This window comes from Sulfurospirillum sp. hDNRA2 (assembly GCF_024206095.2).
Taxonomy (GTDB): domain Bacteria; phylum Campylobacterota; class Campylobacteria; order Campylobacterales; family Sulfurospirillaceae; genus Sulfurospirillum.
In genome coordinates this window covers 245138-264730 of sequence record NZ_CP159800.1, presented here as the reverse complement: position 1 = coordinate 264730, position 19593 = coordinate 245138, and the positions used below count along the sequence as shown (strand labels likewise).

Genomic DNA, 19593 nt, shown 5'->3' with positions numbered 1-19593 from the left:
TAGGGAGAGATTAAACTTCATATGGCTATAATCATTAATCCCAATGCACAGAGGCTACAATTTGGTTAATAAAGTTTTCCTAATCGCTACCGTTATTTTAGTCAGTTTTGTCGCGCTTACGGGAATCTTTACGATCTACCACACTGCCATGCCTAAAGAATCGATCGTCTTAGGTACATCGTTACCGCTCAGCGGTATCAATAGCCATTTGGGCAAAGACATCGTCGTGGGCGCCAATACCTATTTTAGCTACACCAACGCTAAAGGCGGCATCCAAGGAAAGACTATCGAGCTCATCAGCTACGACGATAAATACGAACCCGAAAATACGTGGAGCAACACGCTCACTTTGCTTAATAAAGACAATGTCTTCGCCCTCTTCGGCTTTGTCGGTACGCCGACGGTGAAACGTGTTTTACCGTTGGTCGAAGAGAGCGGGACGCCTTTTATCGCTCCTTACACGGGGGCTTCTTTCTTACGCACCGAAGAAGCGGACAATATCGTGAATTTTCGTAGTTCTTACGAAGAAGAAGTCGATGCATTGGTCGAACACTTAACCAGCGTTTTAAACGTCAAGCGGTTTGCGATTTTTTACCAAAATGACGACTATGGCGAAGAGGGTTATATCGCCCTTTCGCATGCACTCTCTAAACGCAACTTGACGCTCTCTGCCGAGGGAACGTACAAACGCAACACGCTTTCCATTCGCCATGCAATTCACGAAATCGAAGCGGCAAAACCCGAAGCTATCATTTTGGTGGGCGCATACAAACCGACGGCGCGTTTTATCGAGAAAGTGAAAGAGTGCTGCCCTGAAAAAATCATTTTTTGCCCGATTTCGTTTGTGAATGCCGATGCTTTGATGTATGAGCTTCACGGTAACGGAGAGAACATTCTTTTCTCGCAAACCGTCCCTTCGTACGACGATTTTTACTCCAAAGAAGCGGCCGAGTATTTGGACCATCTTAGCTTTTACTATCCCGAAGAAAAACCTTCTTTAGTCTCTTTTGAAGCCTATTTGTCCGCCAAAGCGCTCGTCAAAGCGTTAAAGGCGGTGCAAGGACCTTTAAGCCGATCCAAATTTTTACACGCTTTAAAAACATTGCCTAAAAACAGTTTGGATAACATTCCGTTGCGCTATAAGCATTCGCAATTGCTCAACAACGTCTATTTGTCCAACTACCGTCAAGGTAAATTTGAAATCATCCAAAAATACGAGTATTAAGATGACGCTGGTTCAGTTTATCAACCAAAAACTCGAAACGATCAAGTTTAGCAATAAAACGAAAATACTCATTACGATTATTCTCAGCGGCACGATGACCATCGGCTTTTTGATGTTCGTTTCTATTTTTGCGCTCAAGTACGACTACGAAACATTGTTTCAAAAGCACACACTTCCGCAGGTCGATTTGGAAGAGATCAAAGACATCTACCGCGTTAATATCTCCGAAACCCTGAGCGACATCAAAGACAAACAAATCAGTAGCCAAGATGCGATCGAGGTCATTTACCTTTCGCAACAAATTATTCGAAAACAGTGGCAAAGCTACCAAAAAGCCGCCAATATGCATATCGGAGGCGTTCCCTACTTTGCGAGTCGTTGGCTCAGCCTCTTCTTGGTGACGCCGAACAAACCCGAGAAAAACGTTTTTCAGCAAGGTATCGTCGAAAAAATATCCCTCAAAATGGACGAATTGGACGCGCAAATCACGCTTTTGATTGATCGACTCAAAGCGCAAAAAACCCAAGAAGCCGCGGCAATGATCGACTCGATTATGCTCTCGACCAACTCTTTAAACATCTATCTTTCCAGTTTGATTACAAGCCACCTCAAACAATCGATTTCCGAAAAACAGATTAACGACAGCTTGTTTCAAACCAGTACCTATATGCTCATCTTACTCATCGGTATGATCTTCTTTTTTATCACGATGGTGCTTTTAATCATCATCAACCATTTTAAAAACATTCACAACTATTTGGAAGAAAATATCGCCGAAAAGACGCATGAGCTTAGAGACCTGAACAACTCGCTAGAACAACGCATCAAGCGTGAAGTCGAGAACAGCCGCAAAAAAGACAACATTATGTTTCAGCAAGCCCGCCTTGCCTCTTTAGGAGAGATGCTTCAAAATATCGCGCATCAATGGCGACAACCTTTAGGCTCTTTGATGATGATCATTCAAAGTTTTGAGAGTAAATTCTACGCGGGAAAACTCGATGAAGCGTTTGTAAGCTCGCGCGTTAAAGATGCCGAACTGCTCTCGTCAAATATGTCCGAAACCTTGGAAGATTTTCGTACGTTCTTCAACCCCAACAAAAGCAAAAAAACGTTTCACATTCAAGACGTGATCCAAAAAGCGATCGATCTTTCCAAATACCAATTGGAAAAAGAAGAGATCACGCTACGGTTTTTCATCCGCAACGACATCGAAGCATTCGGCTTTAAAAACGAGCTGATTCACGTGTTGTTAAACCTGATCGGAAATTCCAAGGACATTTTAGCGGGCAAAACAGAACTGAACGAAAAGATCATTCACATTATCTCCAAACAAAATCAAGAGAGTATTTTCGTCAACGTCATCGACAACGGCGGCGGAATAAAAAGTGATATAATACCCAAAGTGTTCGACCCCTATTTTACGACAAAACACAAAAGCGTAGGCACGGGAATCGGGCTTTACATGTCAAAACAAATGGTCGAAAAACATATGCACGGAAAGATTACATGTAAAAACCTTCGCCACAAACTCGGGACGAAAGATTTTTTCGATTGCACCATGTTTACGATCGAAATACCCAAAAAACAGATTGATTTAGGCGAGGCAGAGGATGAATAAGCGTAATTTCGAGCTTTTAGGCACTTTTAACGTTTTGTATATCGAAGACGAAGCGGATCTTCTCAAACATACGACTTCGGTCTTGGAAGATTTCGTGAAAAAAATCTATCCGGTGCAAACGATCGACGAAGCGTTGGAAATCATCAAAACCGAAAAAATCGACGTTATTATCGCCGATATTCACCTTCGCTACAGTAACGGACTCGACTTTTTGCGGACGCTCAAGCACGATTTGGAGATCGAAATGCCCTCCATTGTCACCACTGCGTTTAGCGACACCGAATACCTCCTTGATGCTATCAAACTTCACGTCGATAACTATTTAATCAAGCCTGTCAACATCAAAGAACTGCTTAACGCTTTGCACGACGTTTTACTGCCGAAAATTCAGGCCAAAGAGATCGAGCGTTCGTACAATATCATCAAAACTATCTCCGCGGTCACCGACAGCAAGCAAGTCGAAATTATCCGTTTTATTATCAAAAATCTCGACAACGACAATATGCTCAATTACTCCTACAGCGAAATTATGGAGCAAGTAGGCGTCAGCAAACCGACCGTCATCAAACTCTTTAAACAGCTCGGCGATCAGGGTATTTTGACTAAAATACAAAATAAAAAATACCTTTTCGACGAAACCAAACTTCCCTTACCGGAGGAAGCATGAATCCGCTTCGTACCCTTCCTAAAGTCGACAAATGTCTAACGCACCCCGAGCTTCAAGGGCTCAACGAACATCTTTTGGTGCAGATTATTCGTCAGAAGATCAACGATTTACGTACAAAACTGATCGACCAAAGCATTCACGGTTTTGACGAAGAGACGTTAATCCGCTCCATCAAAGCGGCTTACGATGAAGCGTTAGAGCCTTCGTTAAAACCGCTCATCAATGCAACCGGCGTCATTTTACACACCAATATGGGCAGAAGCCTTATCTCTAAAACGCTCTTAAATCGCGCGAGCGAAGTTATTTGCAACTACTCCAATTTAGAATACGACTTGGAGCTCGGATGCCGCGGCGAACGTTACGAGCATGTCGGAAATCATCTCAAACGCCTTTTGAACGTTGAGGACGTTCTCATCGTCAATAACAACGCCGCCGCCGTTTTCTTGGTACTCAACACCTTTGCTCAAAATAAAGAAGTCGTGGTTTCCCGCGGCGAATTGGTCGAAATCGGAGGAAGTTTTCGCATTCCCGAAGTCATGAAGCAAAGCGGTGCGATTTTATGTGAAGTGGGTGCGACCAATAAAACGAAAATCCTTGACTATGCCGATGCCATCAACGACCGTACGGCGATGTTGATGAAAGTGCATCAGTCTAACTTTTCGATGGAAGGATTTAGCGAAAGCGTCGATTACGAAAGCCTGCGACATCTTGCCGCCAACCGCGGTCTTTTGGACTACTACGATCTTGGAAGCGGGTATGTTCCCAAACTGCCTTATCACCTAGGCAACCGCGAACATTCGCTCTCACAAATTCTGACATGTCAGCCCTCTTTAATCAGCTTTAGCGGCGACAAGCTCTTTGGAAGCGTGCAAGCGGGCATTATCGCCGGACGCACGGATTTGATCGCCGCATTGAAAAAAAACCAACTCTTACGCATGCTTCGCGTCGATAAAATCACCTTGAGTTTGCTCGAAGAGAGCATCAAAGCCTATTTGCAAGAAGCCTACGAAGAGATCCCGACGCTTTGGCTTCTTTTCCGTAGCGTCGAAGAGCTTAAAAAACGTGCCGCTTTTGTGCGAAACAAAGTCGGTAAAACGCTTTGCGAGGTCGTGGAAAGCGAAACCTATATGGGCGGAGGTACGCTTCCCAACCGACGTTTTCCTACCGTCGCCTTACGTATCAAAGGAAAAGCAACGCATTTAGAGCGTGCTTTTCGCGAAAAGCACGTGATCGGCCGCATCGAAAACGACGCGTTTTTACTCGATTTTCGTACGATATTGCCGAGTAACGAAGCACGCCTTATCACGATTATTACCACACTTTTAGGACGTTAAATGGAGTATATCATCGTCGGAACCGCCGGTCACGTCGACCACGGTAAAACGGCTCTTATTACCGCACTGACGGGATTTGAGGGCGATAGTTTAGAAGAAGAAAAACGCCGCGGAATTACCATCAACCTGAGCTTTTCTTCCATGCACAACGACACGACCAATGTTGCGTTTATCGACGTACCGGGGCATGAAAAACTGTTAAAAAATATGATCGCCGGAGCTTTCGGATTTGATGCGGGACTGGTCGTCATCGACGCCAATGAAGGTATGATGCCCCAAACTAAAGAGCATTTGGAGATTCTCAATCTCTTAGGGCTTAAACACATCGTCGTCGCTTTGAGCAAAAAAGACCTAGCTTCCGGCGAAACGCTTGCGCTTCGACGCAAAGAGATCGAAAGCTATTTTGAAACGCTCAAACACCTTCAACTAAAGGCTATCGTTCCGGTAAGCATTTATGAGCCTTCTTCGATCGAGACGCTTAAAAACACCCTCTTTGCTCTGCCTTGCGAGCCTAAAAAAAGTAACGGTCTGTTTCGCTACTACGTCGATCGCTCGTTTTCGATCGCGGGAGCCGGAACCGTCGTGACCGGAACGGTTCTAGACGGAACGATCAAAGTCGGCGAAAAGCTCTACGCTCCCGAAATCGATAAAGAATTTACCGTCAGGAACCTTCAAGTTCACGAGCAAGACGTTGCCGAAGCGTTTAGTTCGCAACGAACCGCGATCAACATTCAAAGCGCGCAAAAAGCCTCGTTTGAAAAAGGCTTGCTCTTTTGTAAAAAAGGGTTTATCCGAGGATTCGACGTTGCCGACGTGTGGGTCGAGAGCATCGGCGGACATACGCTCAAACACAACGCCAAACTCAACCTTTTCGTCGGAACCAAGCAAGTCGAAGCGCGGCTTTTGAGCTACGAAAACGAAGAGAGTTTTACGCAAGGCTACGCGAAATTGCACTTTAACAAAACGCTTTTTTTGGTCTACGGCGAACCTTTTATCTTGGCGATCGGCGGGCGAACGGTCGGCGGCGGACGCGTGCTCAATCCTATCAACGACCCGATGAAGAAAAAAGTGAAACTAGAACTGCTTCACGCCTTACATGTCAAAGATTACCGAAGCGCTTTTTCCCTTTTGGTCGAGATGCACAAACACGGTTTCGGGCTCATCTCTTCCAACCAACGCTTCGGACTCAACCATGACGAAGCTATCGAGATTGCCGACGCAATGGAAGGTATTTTCGTCGATCAAAAAGGCTTGGTACTCTACCCCGATTCGATTCGATCGGAACTTGAGGGGATTATCAAAACGATCTACGCTAAAAACGCCTACGCGCTTCTTTCGGCAAGCTCGATTTCGCTTAAACTCAAATGGGCGAGCACGGCACTCGTGGAGAGCGTCTTACAACAACTTTGCGACGAGGGCGTACTTGATTTCATCGGCGGCGTCTATAAAAACGCACAAATCGATATCGACAATATCGAAGCCTTGATCGAAGAAAAACTCTACGCAATTTTGGAAAAATCGGCATTCACGCCCGACGCGCCGTACAATATCTACGATGCACTCGATATCGACCGAAAAATGGGCGACGATGCGCTTAAAAGCCTCACGCGCGCAAAAAAAGTGGTTCGTTTGGAACACAACCTTTTCGTTACCGCTGCGGCCTTAAGTACGATGGTTAAAAATATGCGAGACATTATGCGCAACGAAAAAGGGATCGATATTAAATCCTTTAAAGAACATTTTGAAATGAGCCGTAAATATTTGATCGCTTACCTTGACTATCTCGATAACTTTGACGACGTTAAAAAAGAGGACACGCGAAGAATTTTAATCTAAAAACAGGAGGAGCCGATGGGGTATATCGTCAACAAAGTACTGTTTAAATATCTCGTATGGCTTTTTTCATGCTTTATCGCAAGCGGGATTCTCGTAATCGGCGTGCATGAGTTTTTTCATACGCTCTCACGTACGCTCGATCGCAAATCAGACAACTTGCGTCAAAAAATCGACATTACCCGCTTCTTACTCGAAGACGTCCATCGGCTTCAAATCAGTTTCTTAGGACTTTCCGCCGCAACCAAAACCGAAAAACAACGCCTCGAAATCGCGGCATCAATCGAAGCGACCTTGGATCGTCTTCTTGAAAAAAACACGACCCTAGTGCAAGGTGGAACGCTGAGTATCCCCTTGTCGCACAACAGCACGCAAAGCGTTACCAAAACCTATACGCCTTCGCTCTCTTTAGGTTCGCCGCAAGCACTTTTGTTTCATCACGGAGAGATTCGAGAAAAATTACGCCATATTTTAGAACTCCTAGAGACGCGCGATCGCTATTTTGCGCAAAATCATCCCGACCTCAATACCTTGGCGTTTCACATTCGAGGCGAAAACCAAGTCGTCTCTTCACTCCTTAGCCGTTACGAGATCGAAGTCGAAACCGCGCTAGAGACCGAAAATCGCTATCTTGAATCGTTTCAAGAACAAAAAGCGCGCGAAGATCGCTACTACTATGCCGGAGAGATCATTCTGATCGCACTCACGCTCATCCTTGTCTCTTTTTTAATTTATAAAATCGTTTTACAGATCATTCAACTCTACAAAGAGTTGGAAAATAGACTTTACGTCGACCATCTGACCAAACTTTACAACCGAACCGCTCTTTTAAGAGACATCGCGCTTGTGCGTTCACCCGCCGTTTTGCTGATCGATATTAACGCTTTTCGCACCATCAACGAACTCTACGGCGTGGAAGTCGGTAACGAAGTCTTGGTACTTTTTTCCACGCTGCTGCAAGAGTTTACGAAACGCCGCCGTTTGGATCTTTACCGACTTTCCGGAGACGAATTCGTCATTTTACGCTCCGATAGCTCCTACGATAGCGATGCATGTTCTAAAATGATCGAAGAACTTCTTACCCGCGTCAAAGAGCATACGATCCGCGTACGATCGCTCAAAGAGCCTCTTTATCTTGATATTTGCATCGGCGTTTCGTTCGAGAAAGAGAACGTACTCGGCACTGCCGACATTGCGCTTAATGAAGCGAAAAAGACGCACACGCATGTCGTCTTTTACCGCGATATTCACGCCATCAAACAAGAGATAGAAAAAAACGTTTATTGGAAAAATAAAATTGCACGCGGGATTGAATGCGACCTTTTTATGCCCTTTTTTCAACCCATCGTCGCCGCAAACGGAAAAATCGTCAAATACGAAGCATTAATACGCCTGCAAGACGATGAAGATCCGACACGTTTTTACGCTCCGAACGATTTTTTGGAAACGGCGATCAAAACCCATCAATACTCCGAAATTTCGCGTATGATGCTCTTTAAAAGCATCGATATTGCCGCAAAAACGCGCACATGTATCTCGCTCAATATGAGTTATTTGGATCTGATCAATACCCCGTTTTGCAAAGAACTTTACGAGCATATCGAAGCAACCGCTACGGGCGAGTTGCTGGTCGTCGAGTTTTTAGAATCCCAAGGCGTTCAAAATTATGCGACGGTTCAAGCTTTCGTACAAAAATTTAGAACCTTGGGCGTTCGTTTTGCCATCGACGATTTTGGATCGGGCTACTCCAATTACGCTTACGTTTTCGAGTTGTCCCCTGATTTTATCAAAATCGACGGCTCGTTGATTCAACATATCGCGCACGATCCAAAAGCCCTTGCTTTGGTACAGGCGATCGTTTTATTTTCCCGAAAAATCGGCATTCAAACGGTCGCGGAATTTGTCTACGCCCAAGAAGTGTACGAAGAGGCGTTAGCGCTTCAAATCGATCTTTTTCAAGGCTATTATTTCGGCAAACCCGAAAGAACGTTCCGCACGTAAATGCACTATTATTTTTCCTTATTTTGAAGACACTTTTCGCACTTTTCCCGCTCCCACTTATGCTTCATTCCTTTGATATAAACGATCAAAATAAAAAAGAGTGCGGAGGTAATGCCCAACACGAATAATAAATAGGTCTCGGAAGGATCGGTCTCCAACAAAATGAGCTTTCGAACCAATACGACGAACGAAATTTCAAGAAAGGTCACCGCGTAGTCAAACCCGTCTTGAATAAAAAGCGTCTTCACGATCGCCAAGACGATCAAAATAAACAAGCCGTCCGTCAAAATAATTTTCATCGAATTAAAATCGAGCGCACCTTGAGAAATCGTAAACGATACCATTTTATAGCCCAGACTAATGAAACATTGCCCCAAATAGACGATCATCATCACGATAAAAATATACCGAGCGATATTTAAAATATTGAGCAACAAGTTTTCAACGTTAATCTCCAAAAACTGATTGAGCGCGAACACTTTGCTTGAGAGGTTTTTCGCTTCGTGTTCCGTTTGATGTTCTTCCATACTTTTCCCTATCCGTAAAATTCGGCGCAATTATAGTACAATTTAAAGAAGAAGACGTTACATGTCAACCGAAAAGTGACGTTTTTGTTTTATTTTTAGAATCGTCTTGACATTACTACTAATTAGTAATATAATTTCGCCAAAGGAAGGAAAAATGAAACTACGTTCAGGCGTCAAAAGTTACGGAGAGCGCACCGATAAAAGCATGCAAACATGGATTCAAATCCTGCGCGCATTTCAAAAAATCCGTGCCAAAGAGTTGAAATACATCAACGCATCCGGTTTGAGTATGAATCAGTTTGAAATTTTGGAAGTCCTTTACCATCGCGGCGATTTACCGATAGGTTCTATCACCAAGTTGATTATGAGCACTCCGGGAAACGTCACCGTGGTTGTCAAAAATCTTACGCGAGACGGTCTTGTTCAAACGCTTCCGTCTCTTGAAGATAGCCGTGTGCGTATCGTAAGCATTACCGAAAGCGGACGCGGACTCATCGGCGGTATGTTTACCGAACACGCAGCCAATCTTAAGAGTTATTTTGACATGTTGAGCGATGAAGAGTTGGTCACGTTATACGACCTGTTACGAAAACTGCAAAAAGCGCAATAGACTTCGTGTAAGTCAGCTATTTTTTTGCTCTAATATTACTAATTAGTAAAAAAAGGAACCTTATGAAAATCAAAACCTTACTCGCAAGCTCTTTCTTGGCAGGCACTGCCCTCTTTGCCGGAGATTACAACGTCGATCCTAGCCATTCTAGTACGGATTTTAGCGTCAAACACGCGATGATTTCAACCGTCAAAGGCAATTTTGCGACTTTTAACGGAAGCTTTGTTTACGATGAAGCCAGCAAAACGCTTCAATCGCTCAACGGAACGATTCAAGCCGCCTCCATCGATACCGGTATCAAAGACAGAGACGATCACCTCCGCTCCGCCGATCTTTTCGATGTTGCAAAGTATCCAACGATCACCTTTACGCTTGATGAAATCAAAGGCGACAAAGCCTACGGCAAACTCACGATGAAAGGGGTGACCAAACCCGTTGTGTTAGCTTACGAAAACGGCGGAGCCGCAACCGATCTTTACGGTAACAAACGCGTAGGACTTGGGCTTAGCGGAAAAATCAACCGATCCGACTTTGGTATTACGTGGAACAAAGCCCTTGAAACGGGCGGCGTTATCGTAGGCGAAGAGGTTAAAATCGACGTTGCGTTAGAGGGAATTTTGCAAAAATAGTTTTCCTCATTATTTAAAAAGCACTAAAAGTGCGTGGGTTCTGTTGAAGAGAACCCAGTGTTAACGTCGTGTTTAAAGCTTTGCTTTAAAAGCGTGTCACAATAGTTTACATGTAAGGGAGTCAACCATGGCATTTACGATTCATAAAGCTAACCAAAGAGGCAAAGCAGAGCATGGTTGGCTTCACAGCCGTTTTAGTTTTTCCTTCGCGGAATATTACGACCCCGCACGCATGGGATTTGGCGTGCTTCGCGTCATCAACGACGACGTTATCGAAAAAGGCAAGGGCTTTAGCATGCATCCGCATCGCGATATGGAGATCGTCTCCATCGTGACGCAAGGCGTTCTTATTCATCAAGACTCGGAAGGAAACCGCGGCGAAATTCATGCGGGCGAAATTCAGTATATGAGTGCGGGGAGCGGTGTCTTACACTCCGAATTTGCTTCCGAAAAAGGCAAAGCGGCCTTATTTCAAATCTGGATTCAACCCGATCGAAAAGGAGCTCAACCCCTTTACGCGCAACGCGATTTTCGCAACGACATACGCCCCGATCGCTGGTTAACGCTGGTTTCGCCCAACGGCGAAGATCGCTCCATTGCGATTCGCCAAGACGCATTGATCAAAACGGCGCACCTTAACGAGGGAAAGACCCTTCTTCTTGCTTCATCGGCACCCAATCGCGGCAGGCTCCTTTTTATCGTCGAGGGAAGCGTTGAAATCGAAGGCGTTTTACTGGAAGCGCGCGACGAAGTGCAGATTACCGAGGATAAAACATACGAAATCAAAGCGATTCAATCCGCACGAATCCTTCTCTTTGACGTAGCGATGCTTTAAAACGTTTAGCGAGCAAGCACGATACAGGTTGCGATCAAAGCGATAATCTCAGGGGCATATTTGACGTAAGTGATCCAAACACGCATAGCGTATCCTTTCGTTTTTGCGTACGCTAAGCATTTTTAGTTCCGTAGCATTCTTACATATAAAGCGAATATGCCTTAATTTTGTCCTGAAGTTTCGAAGCTAAGTAGGTATGCGCATACCCCAATTCATGTAAAATGAGTTGCGCTTCTTCAAGGTAGGCACGTTTTTTGAGGCTATCCCAATGTTTGGGAGGCTCACCGAGATTAACGATGCGATCGGCAAGTTTTACCAGAGCAACGCAGTTTTGACGTTTTTTCAATTGATCGAGGCTCTTGCGCATTTGTGCCTCTTTGGAAGGCAAGCTTTTATCTTTCGTCAGCGCGTGTACGCCTTTGGCGATGACTTCTTTATGTCCGGCAATAGGACTCTCTTTCGTAATGCAAGTCGTCGTATCTTCGTTCACGTCGTGTAAAAGCGCACACGCGATCGCTACGTTATGCTCGTCATAGCTCAAAGGCTCTCGCGAAAAGGCGTTGATAACCTCTGCCGTCACGCTTAAAAGATGCATCGCATACGGCAAACCGTGGGGTGTTTTCTGTTCACCGTGCGCTTTTAGGGCAAACGCAAGATTTTCGCGAAAATCGTCCACGTTAAAAAGCTCTTGCGGCAAAAAAACTTCCTTCGGCGTTGCTAAGGGCAAGGTCGGCGATTTGTCTTTTTGCATCGCGGCATAATGCTCTTTTTTCTCCAAAGTATCGAAAAACAACAGATAATTTCCCCGATCGGTAACGAGTTCCAACTCCTCAAAATGTTCCCAACCGCTCTCGCCGACGTACAAACGACACTCTTTCAGGACGTGAAACGTTCCGCTAAGCGGATGCAAAACTTTAGCCGGCGGTAAAGGAATAGTATCGCAATAAAACGACTCCACATACCCCATCGCTCCGCCTTCGGTATGAAAAGAGAATGTAACGCTTTTCGTGCGTCCTTCAACCTCGTAAGCCAACTCGACGAGATTATTTAAGGTATAAACCGCCTTGATTCGACGCGCTTTTAACGCGTTTAGATAGGGCCAAATAGAATTCATCGTTGTACCTCGAAACTTACTTTTTACACAGCTCGTTAAACCATTGTTCATTTTCGTGCGAACGGTTGGACTTGGAGCGGAGAAGGTTTTCTTTGATCGATGCCAAATCGTCGATCTCCAAGAATTCAAGCATTGAAAAAGAAGCAATCGGCGCATTCGGGTCGGACTCGATCAGCGTTTCAATATCACGAATTAGTTGCGTTTTATCGGCGTTCTCAGCCATTCGTTGACCTTTTGTTAACAAAATATGATAAAAATTATTGTACAATACCTAACATTTCATGCAGTTTACAAACTGCAAATCATAAGGAAAATGAATGAAAAAACATCTTTTATGGCTCGTTGCGCTCTTTACCTCATCCCTTTTTGCCGCAACCGATGCCGAAATCGTTGAACATTTCAAATCAACGATTCAAGTCCCCAACATTACCATCGAAGTGGTTTCCCGCCAAAAAGTCGACGGCATCGACGGAATGGATTTTGTGACGCTGAACCTAAGCGACGGAAAACGTTCTCAAAAATTGAGCATTTTCACCAAAGAAGATCTTATTTTCCCCGATGTCATTAGCATCAAACAAGGCGGAAGCATCAAAGATATGATGGAAATGGCAGAGCTTCAAAAGAAACTCTCTCCTTTGTACCAAAAAGAGGATAAGAAAAATATCGTTGCACTCGGTAACGATCCTAAAAAAGACACTCTCGTCGTTTTTACCGATCCGGAGTGCCCTTACTGCCGTCAAGAACTCGCTCAAATCGAGCAACGTTTAACGACGCACAACCTACGTTTAATCTTCACGCCGGTGCATGAGAGAAGTTCATTGGAAAAATCCGCCTTGATTTACAACGAAACGTCCAAAGTCAAAAGCGATGCCGAAAAGATTAAAATCTTGAAAAAATATTACGACGAATCGGTCAAATACGACCAAAAAGTTAGCGATAAAGAAATCGCTCATATCGATGAGCTTAAAGCAAAATATTTCGGAGCGGGCATTAAAGGCGTTCCGTTTATCGTACGGGAAAAAGAACTGTTAAAATAAACACGATTTTCATGCCGCTTTGAAACTTCAAGCGGCATGAAAAACTTTGCTTTTTAAGCATGCTAGCGATCACAAAAGAGAAACGATGAGCTTAACGACTTTTCTTGCCTTAGCCGCTCTTTTAAGTATAATCTTTTTTTTCATAACCTCGTTTCAACGTGCAAAACGCACTAAAAAGCCCTCCGTTTCCTATGAAAACGATCTTGTTTTTTATACATTGGCACTTCCCTCTTTTTATAAGAAAGAGTCTCAGAGCGTTTGCAACAAAGCGTTCGCACAAGCTTTTGGCGCACATGCAAAAGAGGCGTTAGCCCATATCGAAACCTTTCCTAAAAAAGGAAGCGTCACCACAGAACTCACGTTCGACAATGATGTACGCAAAAGCGTTCAGATCTCGTTTTCAACCCTGTTCGGTCAAGAAAATACGCCCATCGGGTACAGCGGTATTATCGTCGATATCTCCTCGTTTCAAAAAAACAAAGAAAGCCTTTTACACCAAAAAGAGCGCTTGGAACTTGCGCTAGAGGGGAACGACGAGGCTTTTTGGGATTGGGATATTCAAACGGAGAGCGTCTTTTTTTCGCCTAAGTGGAAACACATCATGGGTTACGCGCCCAATGAAACGCCCTCAACGCTTTCGTCATGGCTCAATTTGGTGCATACTAAAGATATGGCCGTCGTTAACGAGCGTCTTAAAGCGCATCTTGACGGTAGAAGCGATATTTTTAGCATCGAACACCGCATTCGCCAAAGCGAGCCGTTGCAATGGGTTCGCGTCAAAGCCAAAGCGATTCGCGACAAACGTAACCAAGCGATTCGTATGGTAGGAACCCTTAGAGAAATCACGCATGAAAAAGCGGCACTTCAAAGCGCAACGCTTGAAAACGAACGTTACGCCGCTTTTTTTGAACAGCTCCCCGTTTTGGCATTTATCAAACATCGCCAAGGTCCGTATCTTTACCTCAACCGCGCTTTTCAAAAATTCCTCGGATTTAAAACATGGCAGTCCAAAACCGCGCACGAACTTTTCGACGCTAAAACAGCCGATACGATCGACGATATCGATCGTTTGAGTTTTTTTGAAAACCGCTTTCACCATACGCTTGAGCTTTCGACGCAAGAGGGCATGCTCGTCACGTTTGAGATTTACACTTTTATCATCGATACTCAAGATGCCGATAAGGTTATCGGCGGTTTTTGCATTAACAAATCGTTCAAACTCTAAAGGTATGATGAATCAAACAATTTTTCGAGGATAAGGCGATGCAACCCAATTTACTGATGATCGAGGACGACGTCGAGTTGGCCGATATTTTATGCACTTTTTTAAAACGTTACAATATCAACGTTACCAATTACGACGACCCGTATTTAGGAATTAGCGCTCTTAGCCTGAGCAAATACGATTTACTGATTTTAGACCTCTCGCTTCCCGGACTCGACGGACTTGAGATTTGCAAAGAAGTCCGCGCCAAAAGCAATATTCCTATTATCATCTCTTCCGCGCGCAGCGATTTGGAAGATAAAATTATCGGCTTGGAACTCGGAGCCGACGACTATTTGCCCAAACCCTATGAGCCCAAAGAGCTTTACGCGCGCATTATGAGCGTTTTAAGACGGTACAAAAAGAGCCTTCAAAGTAGCGACGAGTCCGAAGCGTCCGAGCTACATCTCAAAGAAGAAAGCCACACGATCCTCTTTCGCAATGCACCCCTAACGCTCACCCCCGCCGAGTACGACGTACTTGCATACCTGATCAAAAAAAACAATTGTGTGGTTTCAAGAGCCGAACTCTTGGGCAGTACGCCAAGCCTCAACGAAGAGAACGAAAGCCGAAGCCTCGACGTGCTGATTAGCCGTATTCGCACCAAACTTTGCGAGAGCTCTAAAGAGCCCAAACTCATCCACTCCGTCCGAGGAATCGGATATAGGCTTCAAGCATGAAATGGTACCACTCGCTTCTGGTTCGCATAACGCTGATTTTCGCGCTTGCTCTTGCGGGTCTGAGTGCTATTTTTTTCGTTGTCGCACGTTACGAAACCTTACGCGACGTCCAAACCGTCGTCGATTACTCTCATGTCGCCTTGCGTGCCGCTTTTGATCGGCAAACGCAAAACCTCGATTTTGGTAAATTGGAAGAGATGGGGTTTTCACTCGTCACCGACGAAACGCTCAAAGACAAAATTCTCGACCGCCCTCGTCCGCCGAAACCTTTTCCGATGAAACGAATGGAAGAGCGTTTTCGCTACGGAGTCGATTGCGTGCCTTACGGTATGCATATTTATACGATCTTGCTCAACCGCGATATGCCGCCTATCGTTTTAGAAGCACCTTTTAAAAAAGAGATTTTGCCGCGTATCGTTTTTCCGCTTTTAGCTCTAGCATTTGTCGTGATACTCTACATCGGCATTATTCGCAGCCTTTTACCGCTCAAAAATTTGCGCGAACAGATCAAACGTTTTGCAAACGGGCATTACGACATTACATGTAAAAGCAATAAACACGACGAAATCGCCGCTTTGGCGAATGAATTTGACGCGGCCGTTACCAAAATCAAGTCCTTACGCGATTCGAGACAACTTTTTTTACGCAACATTATGCACGAACTCAAAACGCCGATTACCAAAGGAAAGTTGGCGGCGGAAATGCTCGAAGACACGACCTACGCTTCGATTTTACAAAACGTTTTTAAACGCCAAGAAGCCCTTTTGGAGGAGTTTTCGCGTATCGAAAAACTCAGTGCTGACGAGCTAAAACTCGACATCAAAGCTTATCACGTCGAAGATATCGTCGATTTTGCCTTGGATCTTTTAGCCGACAAGAAAGAGCATATCACATGTGAACTTGTGCCGATCGATCTAAACGTTGATTTTGAACTTTTCGGCGTTGCGCTGAAAAACCTGCTCGACAACGGCGTCACCTATTCCAAAGATGCCCATGTCACGCTTCGCAACGACACGAAATGCATTACCATCAGCAATGAAGCACCCGCTTTGGAATGTACGCTCGAAGACTATGCAAAACCCTATTTTTTAGAAGGGAAAAAGCAGAAAAGTTCGCGAGGGTTGGGATTTGGACTTTTTATTACATGGCATGTCATTCGCCTACACGGTATGAAGTTAGAGTACCGACACGAAAAAGGAACCAACGTCTTTACGATTTGGCTTAAAAACGAAACGTCCTCGCCTCTTTAATACGCTTTCTCCAAAATATGTAAATACTCATACGTCGTGTCGGCTTTGTGATTTCTATTTTCCGTTTTGTCGGCTTTAAAACGACGATACGCCTTTTTTTCCAAGTGATAACGGCCGTATTTTGACATAATTTTGCGGATGTCGATGGCGTTCATAAGCCCCTCGTCGTTATAGCTCAAAAAAATCGAAGAAAATCGAGCATGTTTAATCAACTCTTCAAATGCACGAAAAACCTCTTTTTTCTTACAATAGCTACTTTTCTGGTAGGCACGTAAACCGCTAATGCCTTCGGGCGTAAACGTATCGTAAAGGGCAATCGTATTGAGCAGGTGATAATTCGCTCCGTAGTCTCGGTGATTGTAAGGCGGATCAAGGTATAAAATATCGCCTTCGATCTCTTTGATAAGGACGTTAGCGTCTTTTTGATAAACGACGTGAGAGCTGACGCCAAGCTCGTAATCGGCGGGGGTGAGAACCAACTTTCGTGCGGCGGGTTTTTTGAGTTCTTTTAAAAAAGAGCCGTAAATAGACGCGGTATTGGCTATTTTATCGGCACTTTCGATGAGGGAAGCGATTAAAAAATAGTATGCCGCGTCATTGATCGTGCCCGTTGTTTTCCATACTTCGATTTGCGTGCGTATCGCATCGATTTTCTGACCGTTTTCATCGCTGAAGTAGCGTCTGCCGCTTTGACTTCCTATGCAATAATGGGTGTAAATAAAACCGGTATCGATAGGTTCAAGGGCATTAAGCTCTTCGATCAACGCGTCTTGCTCGGCAATCGTTTCGCAATTTTCGATGTAATGCTTGTTTAACACAAAACTGTACGCTTCGCGATCGTTACTAATGATCTGCTTGACGTCATTTTTGAAGCTTCTTCCCACGATTCCCGTACCCGCAAAAAGATCGCAAAACACTTTTTGGGATAAGTCGCAACCGAGGACATCGGTAATGGTCTTTTTCAAAAACGAAGATAATTTGTACTTCGAGCCGATATAATTCATAAGACTTCTTGTGTATCGTATGGTTTGAAAGTCCTAAGTATATCGCTTTTTGAAACGAATGTGCGTGAAAAAATTTCTACGAAAAATCTTGACATGTCAGCATTAAAATAGTACGCAAAAGGGAAATCTAACAATGAAACGCTGAATTGAAAATAATTTGTAGGAAGAAATGGCAGAGAGGAAGGGATTCGAACCCTCGGTGAGTTGCCCCACACACGCGTTCCAGGCGTGCTCCTTCAACCGCTCGGACACCTCTCTATTTTTGAAAGAACTGGAAGTATAACGATTTTGTGCTTATTTGAGGATTAATGGCTTGACATGTAAAGCCGTTAATCCTTCTTTTTTACGATTTACGAATCGCCTTAAACGCTTCAATGAGTTTTTCAAAGCCGATTTTACTTGATTTTTCAACCGCTTTAAACGCTTCGATACCCTCGGTTGCATTGTTTGTTGTTGCAAAAATTTCAACGGCTTTTTTCAGTCCGTCGTGTACGCGCGTATGGTGATCGCTCACTTCATGAACGATGTTGGTATTGAGTAACTTTTGCACACTTGTAAACCATTTGCCGAAGCGGCATGACGTGTGTCCCATAATGTCGGTATTTTGACGCTTTAATGCGGCATTGTAGCCTCTGAGTTTGAGTAAAATATGGTCGATTTTACCGTTGCTGACGGAAATTTCGTTGGTGACGTTGTCGCATTTGTTGGTAATGCGCGTCGAATTGGAAAGCACCGTTTGAATTTCGACGGAAAATTTATCCAAAATCGCCATAGAAGCGCGTGATTCGGTTTGGAACGTTTCACTCGTATCTGCCATAGAGTTGGTGTTTTGTTTCAAAATGCTGATATTCGACTCGACTTCCAAAGTCGCTTTTTGCGTACGCTCCGCCAGTTTTCGTACCTCATCGGCAACGACGGCAAATCCACGTCCGTGTTCTCCCGCCCGTGCGGCTTCGATCGCGGCATTGAGTGCAAGAAGATTGGTTTGATCGGAAATATCTTTAATCAAATTGATAATATCGCTAATCGCCGAAACGCTACTTGAGAGATTTTCCACGTCACGCGTAAAGTTTTGCGTGAGAAGTTGGATTTTTTCCATCGACGTTAAAATCTCTTGGGTTTGCTTCTCGACGTTTTGACCGCCGAGCATCGAAGCGTCGTTTAGCGTGTTAATTTCGCCAAGCATCGTCAGGCTTTCTTCAACGGTATTTTGTAAAAAGTTCATACCGTCTTCGTAGCTTCCGAGTAAAATAGAAAGAAGTTCTTCTTTGCTCGTGTCTGCCGACTCGTTGAGCGACGTCGTTTGAAGATCGTGTTGCGCAAGACGGTACGTTTCGACCTCTTGGCGTGCGGTTTGAAGCTCTTGTTTTAAGCACTGGTTTTCGTTTTCCAGCTCTGCGATTCGTTTTGAACCAAACATCCTTGTCCCCTTTTGCGTTTTATCGAGTGGCATTATAACGAAAGCAACGTGATTTTTGCGTTACATCCTTAATAATATCCTACGCAAATTCCGCTACTAAGATGAATCTTTTTTTCCAAGGGCGAAGGACCGAAATAACGGCATTTTTCGATATAAATGTGATAACCGTAATCCAAGTTCAAATCATCGTAAAATTTTTTGAGATTGACGAATTTGATATCGCAAACGTCGATGATATTTAGCGCTTTGTAGATGCAAGAGTTGTTACCTTCTATAAGGTGCGAGGGGGCTAACCCCGTGTATTTGCAAAAGGCTTGGGATTGTACCATACCGCTAAGATCGGTACATTTGGCAACGATAGATCGATATTTGGGCAAAATGCTCTCTTTCCGTAAAAAAACAACCCGCGCATCGTCGAATTTTGCCGCTTCCACGCCTTTCCAATACCGATAAGCGTTCGATGAAATCCCCGCAAGCAGGCTCAATTCTTTGTTTAAAACATAGTGGTTGAGCCAATGGTTGTGCGTGAGGATGTTCATCTGCAT

The 19593-nt window shown here is 44.4% G+C and carries 19 protein-coding genes, 1 tRNA gene and 1 pseudogene; 13 read left to right on the top strand and 8 right to left on the bottom strand.

Annotation, left to right across the window (positions count from 1 at the left end):
- Positions 1-61 precede the first annotated feature (61 nt).
- From NL930_RS01420 to NL930_RS01395, 6 genes are read left to right on the top strand one after another with little or no spacing between them, the layout of a single operon-like run.
- A complete protein-coding gene (locus tag NL930_RS01420; RefSeq protein ID WP_039673800.1) occupies positions 62-1225 on the top strand; it encodes an ABC transporter substrate-binding protein in 1164 nt (387 codons plus the stop codon).
- Positions 1197-2843, top strand: coding sequence for a sensor histidine kinase (locus NL930_RS01415; RefSeq protein WP_254377185.1), 1647 nt, complete (start codon positions 1197-1199; stop codon positions 2841-2843). The genes NL930_RS01420 and NL930_RS01415 overlap by 29 nt, the downstream gene beginning before the upstream one ends.
- Positions 2836-3510: a response regulator gene (locus NL930_RS01410; protein WP_039673804.1), complete on the top strand. Its 675-nt coding sequence runs from the start codon at positions 2836-2838 to the stop codon at positions 3508-3510. The genes NL930_RS01415 and NL930_RS01410 overlap by 8 nt, the downstream gene beginning before the upstream one ends.
- Positions 3507-4844: an L-seryl-tRNA(Sec) selenium transferase gene (gene selA / locus NL930_RS01405; RefSeq protein WP_039673806.1), complete on the top strand. Its 1338-nt coding sequence runs from the start codon at positions 3507-3509 to the stop codon at positions 4842-4844. The genes NL930_RS01410 and selA overlap by 4 nt, the downstream gene beginning before the upstream one ends.
- Positions 4845-6680 carry a selenocysteine-specific translation elongation factor gene (gene selB, locus NL930_RS01400; protein ID WP_254377186.1) on the top strand — a complete coding sequence of 612 codons (1836 nt, stop codon included), beginning with the start codon at positions 4845-4847 and terminating at the stop codon, positions 6678-6680. It begins immediately after the preceding gene.
- A 15-nt stretch (positions 6681-6695) separates the two neighbouring features.
- A complete protein-coding gene (locus NL930_RS01395) occupies positions 6696-8678 on the top strand; it encodes a bifunctional diguanylate cyclase/phosphodiesterase (protein ID WP_254377187.1) in 1983 nt (660 codons plus the stop codon).
- An 8-nt stretch (positions 8679-8686) separates the two neighbouring features.
- Here the strand turns inward: NL930_RS01395 and NL930_RS01390 are convergent, their stop codons facing one another.
- Positions 8687-9205 carry a hypothetical protein gene (locus NL930_RS01390; RefSeq protein ID WP_041963070.1) on the bottom strand — a complete coding sequence of 173 codons (519 nt, stop codon included), beginning with the start codon at positions 9203-9205 and terminating at the stop codon, positions 8687-8689.
- Between the two features lie 154 nt (positions 9206-9359).
- Between NL930_RS01390 and NL930_RS01385 the strand changes: the two genes are divergently transcribed.
- From NL930_RS01385 to NL930_RS01375, 3 genes are all read left to right on the top strand, one after another.
- Positions 9360-9815, top strand: coding sequence for a MarR family winged helix-turn-helix transcriptional regulator (locus tag NL930_RS01385; protein WP_060825147.1), 456 nt, complete (start codon positions 9360-9362; stop codon positions 9813-9815).
- A 62-nt stretch (positions 9816-9877) separates the two neighbouring features.
- Positions 9878-10444, top strand: coding sequence for a YceI family protein (locus NL930_RS01380; RefSeq protein WP_254377188.1), 567 nt, complete (start codon positions 9878-9880; stop codon positions 10442-10444).
- Between the two features lie 127 nt (positions 10445-10571).
- Positions 10572-11279, top strand: coding sequence for a pirin family protein (locus NL930_RS01375; RefSeq protein ID WP_254377189.1), 708 nt, complete (start codon positions 10572-10574; stop codon positions 11277-11279).
- Between the two features lie 139 nt (positions 11280-11418).
- Here the strand turns inward: NL930_RS01375 and NL930_RS01370 are convergent, their stop codons facing one another.
- Together NL930_RS01370 and NL930_RS01365 are read right to left on the bottom strand one after the other, a co-directional pair.
- A complete protein-coding gene (locus tag NL930_RS01370) occupies positions 11419-12393 on the bottom strand; it encodes an HD domain-containing protein (protein WP_254377190.1) in 975 nt (324 codons plus the stop codon).
- A gap of 16 nt (positions 12394-12409) precedes the next feature.
- Positions 12410-12616, bottom strand: coding sequence for a hypothetical protein (locus NL930_RS01365; protein ID WP_254377191.1), 207 nt, complete (start codon positions 12614-12616; stop codon positions 12410-12412).
- A gap of 94 nt (positions 12617-12710) precedes the next feature.
- On the opposite strand from NL930_RS01365, the gene NL930_RS01360 reads away from it, so the two are divergent.
- The 4 genes from NL930_RS01360 to NL930_RS01345 all read left to right on the top strand — a co-directional run bounded on the left by NL930_RS01360 (position 12711) and on the right by NL930_RS01345 (position 16624).
- The gene (locus tag NL930_RS01360) at positions 12711-13430 is read left to right on the top strand and encodes a thioredoxin domain-containing protein (RefSeq protein WP_254377192.1); all 720 of its coding nucleotides are present in this window, start codon (positions 12711-12713) and stop codon (positions 13428-13430) included.
- Positions 13431-13515: 85 nt separating this feature from the next.
- Positions 13516-14655 (top strand): PAS domain S-box protein, encoded by a 1140-nt coding sequence (locus NL930_RS01355; protein WP_254377193.1) that lies wholly within the window; start codon positions 13516-13518, stop codon positions 14653-14655.
- Between the two features lie 38 nt (positions 14656-14693).
- On the top strand, positions 14694-15374 hold the full coding sequence (locus NL930_RS01350) for a response regulator transcription factor (RefSeq protein ID WP_254377194.1): 681 nt from the start codon (positions 14694-14696) through the stop codon (positions 15372-15374).
- The gene (locus tag NL930_RS01345) at positions 15371-16624 is read left to right on the top strand and encodes an ArsS family sensor histidine kinase (RefSeq protein ID WP_254377195.1); all 1254 of its coding nucleotides are present in this window, start codon (positions 15371-15373) and stop codon (positions 16622-16624) included. The genes NL930_RS01350 and NL930_RS01345 overlap by 4 nt, the downstream gene beginning before the upstream one ends.
- On the opposite strand, the gene NL930_RS01340 is transcribed toward NL930_RS01345, so the two are convergent.
- The 5 genes and pseudogenes from NL930_RS01340 to NL930_RS01325 all read right to left on the bottom strand — a co-directional run bounded on the left by NL930_RS01340 (position 16621) and on the right by NL930_RS01325 (position 19593).
- Entirely contained in the window at positions 16621-17628 is a 1008-nt protein-coding gene (locus tag NL930_RS01340; RefSeq protein WP_254377196.1) for a DNA adenine methylase, read from the bottom strand. The two genes, NL930_RS01345 and NL930_RS01340, sit on opposite strands and share 4 nt — an antisense overlap.
- A gap of 170 nt (positions 17629-17798) precedes the next feature.
- Positions 17799-17886 (bottom strand) — tRNA-Ser (locus tag NL930_RS01335).
- 85 nt (positions 17887-17971) lie between these two features.
- The gene (locus NL930_RS13365) at positions 17972-18361 is read right to left on the bottom strand and encodes a CZB domain-containing protein (protein ID WP_373028067.1); all 390 of its coding nucleotides are present in this window, start codon (positions 18359-18361) and stop codon (positions 17972-17974) included.
- Positions 18362-18370: 9 nt separating this feature from the next.
- Positions 18371-18727 (bottom strand): annotated as a pseudogene (locus tag NL930_RS13360) (methyl-accepting chemotaxis protein); the annotation flags it as partial.
- Between the two features lie 389 nt (positions 18728-19116).
- Positions 19117-19593 carry a cysteine permease gene (locus NL930_RS01325; protein ID WP_254377198.1) on the bottom strand — a complete coding sequence of 159 codons (477 nt, stop codon included), beginning with the start codon at positions 19591-19593 and terminating at the stop codon, positions 19117-19119.

Excerpts from the sequence above, each read along its gene's own strand:
- NL930_RS01410 (WP_039673804.1), top strand. The coding sequence starts at position 2,836 with ATGAATAAGCGTAATTTCGAGCTTTTAGGCACTTTTAACGTTTTGTAT.
- selA (WP_039673806.1), top strand. The coding sequence starts at position 3,507 with ATGAATCCGCTTCGTACCCTTCCTAAAGTCGACAAATGTCTAACGCAC.
- selB (WP_254377186.1), top strand. The coding sequence starts at position 4,845 with ATGGAGTATATCATCGTCGGAACCGCCGGTCACGTCGACCACGGTAAA.
- NL930_RS01395 (WP_254377187.1), top strand. The coding sequence starts at position 6,696 with ATGGGGTATATCGTCAACAAAGTACTGTTTAAATATCTCGTATGGCTT.
- NL930_RS01390 (WP_041963070.1), bottom strand. The coding sequence starts at position 9,205 with ATGGAAGAACATCAAACGGAACACGAAGCGAAAAACCTCTCAAGCAAA.
- NL930_RS01385 (WP_060825147.1), top strand. The coding sequence starts at position 9,360 with ATGAAACTACGTTCAGGCGTCAAAAGTTACGGAGAGCGCACCGATAAA.
- NL930_RS01380 (WP_254377188.1), top strand. The coding sequence starts at position 9,878 with ATGAAAATCAAAACCTTACTCGCAAGCTCTTTCTTGGCAGGCACTGCC.
- NL930_RS01375 (WP_254377189.1), top strand. The coding sequence starts at position 10,572 with ATGGCATTTACGATTCATAAAGCTAACCAAAGAGGCAAAGCAGAGCAT.
- NL930_RS01370 (WP_254377190.1), bottom strand. The coding sequence starts at position 12,393 with ATGAATTCTATTTGGCCCTATCTAAACGCGTTAAAAGCGCGTCGAATC.
- NL930_RS01365 (WP_254377191.1), bottom strand. The coding sequence starts at position 12,616 with ATGGCTGAGAACGCCGATAAAACGCAACTAATTCGTGATATTGAAACG.
- NL930_RS01360 (WP_254377192.1), top strand. The coding sequence starts at position 12,711 with ATGAAAAAACATCTTTTATGGCTCGTTGCGCTCTTTACCTCATCCCTT.
- NL930_RS01355 (WP_254377193.1), top strand. The coding sequence starts at position 13,516 with ATGAGCTTAACGACTTTTCTTGCCTTAGCCGCTCTTTTAAGTATAATC.
- NL930_RS01350 (WP_254377194.1), top strand. The coding sequence starts at position 14,694 with ATGCAACCCAATTTACTGATGATCGAGGACGACGTCGAGTTGGCCGAT.
- NL930_RS01345 (WP_254377195.1), top strand. The coding sequence starts at position 15,371 with ATGAAATGGTACCACTCGCTTCTGGTTCGCATAACGCTGATTTTCGCG.
- NL930_RS01340 (WP_254377196.1), bottom strand. The coding sequence starts at position 17,628 with ATGAATTATATCGGCTCGAAGTACAAATTATCTTCGTTTTTGAAAAAG.
- NL930_RS01325 (WP_254377198.1), bottom strand. The coding sequence starts at position 19,593 with ATGCAGATGAACATCCTCACGCACAACCATTGGCTCAACCACTATGTT.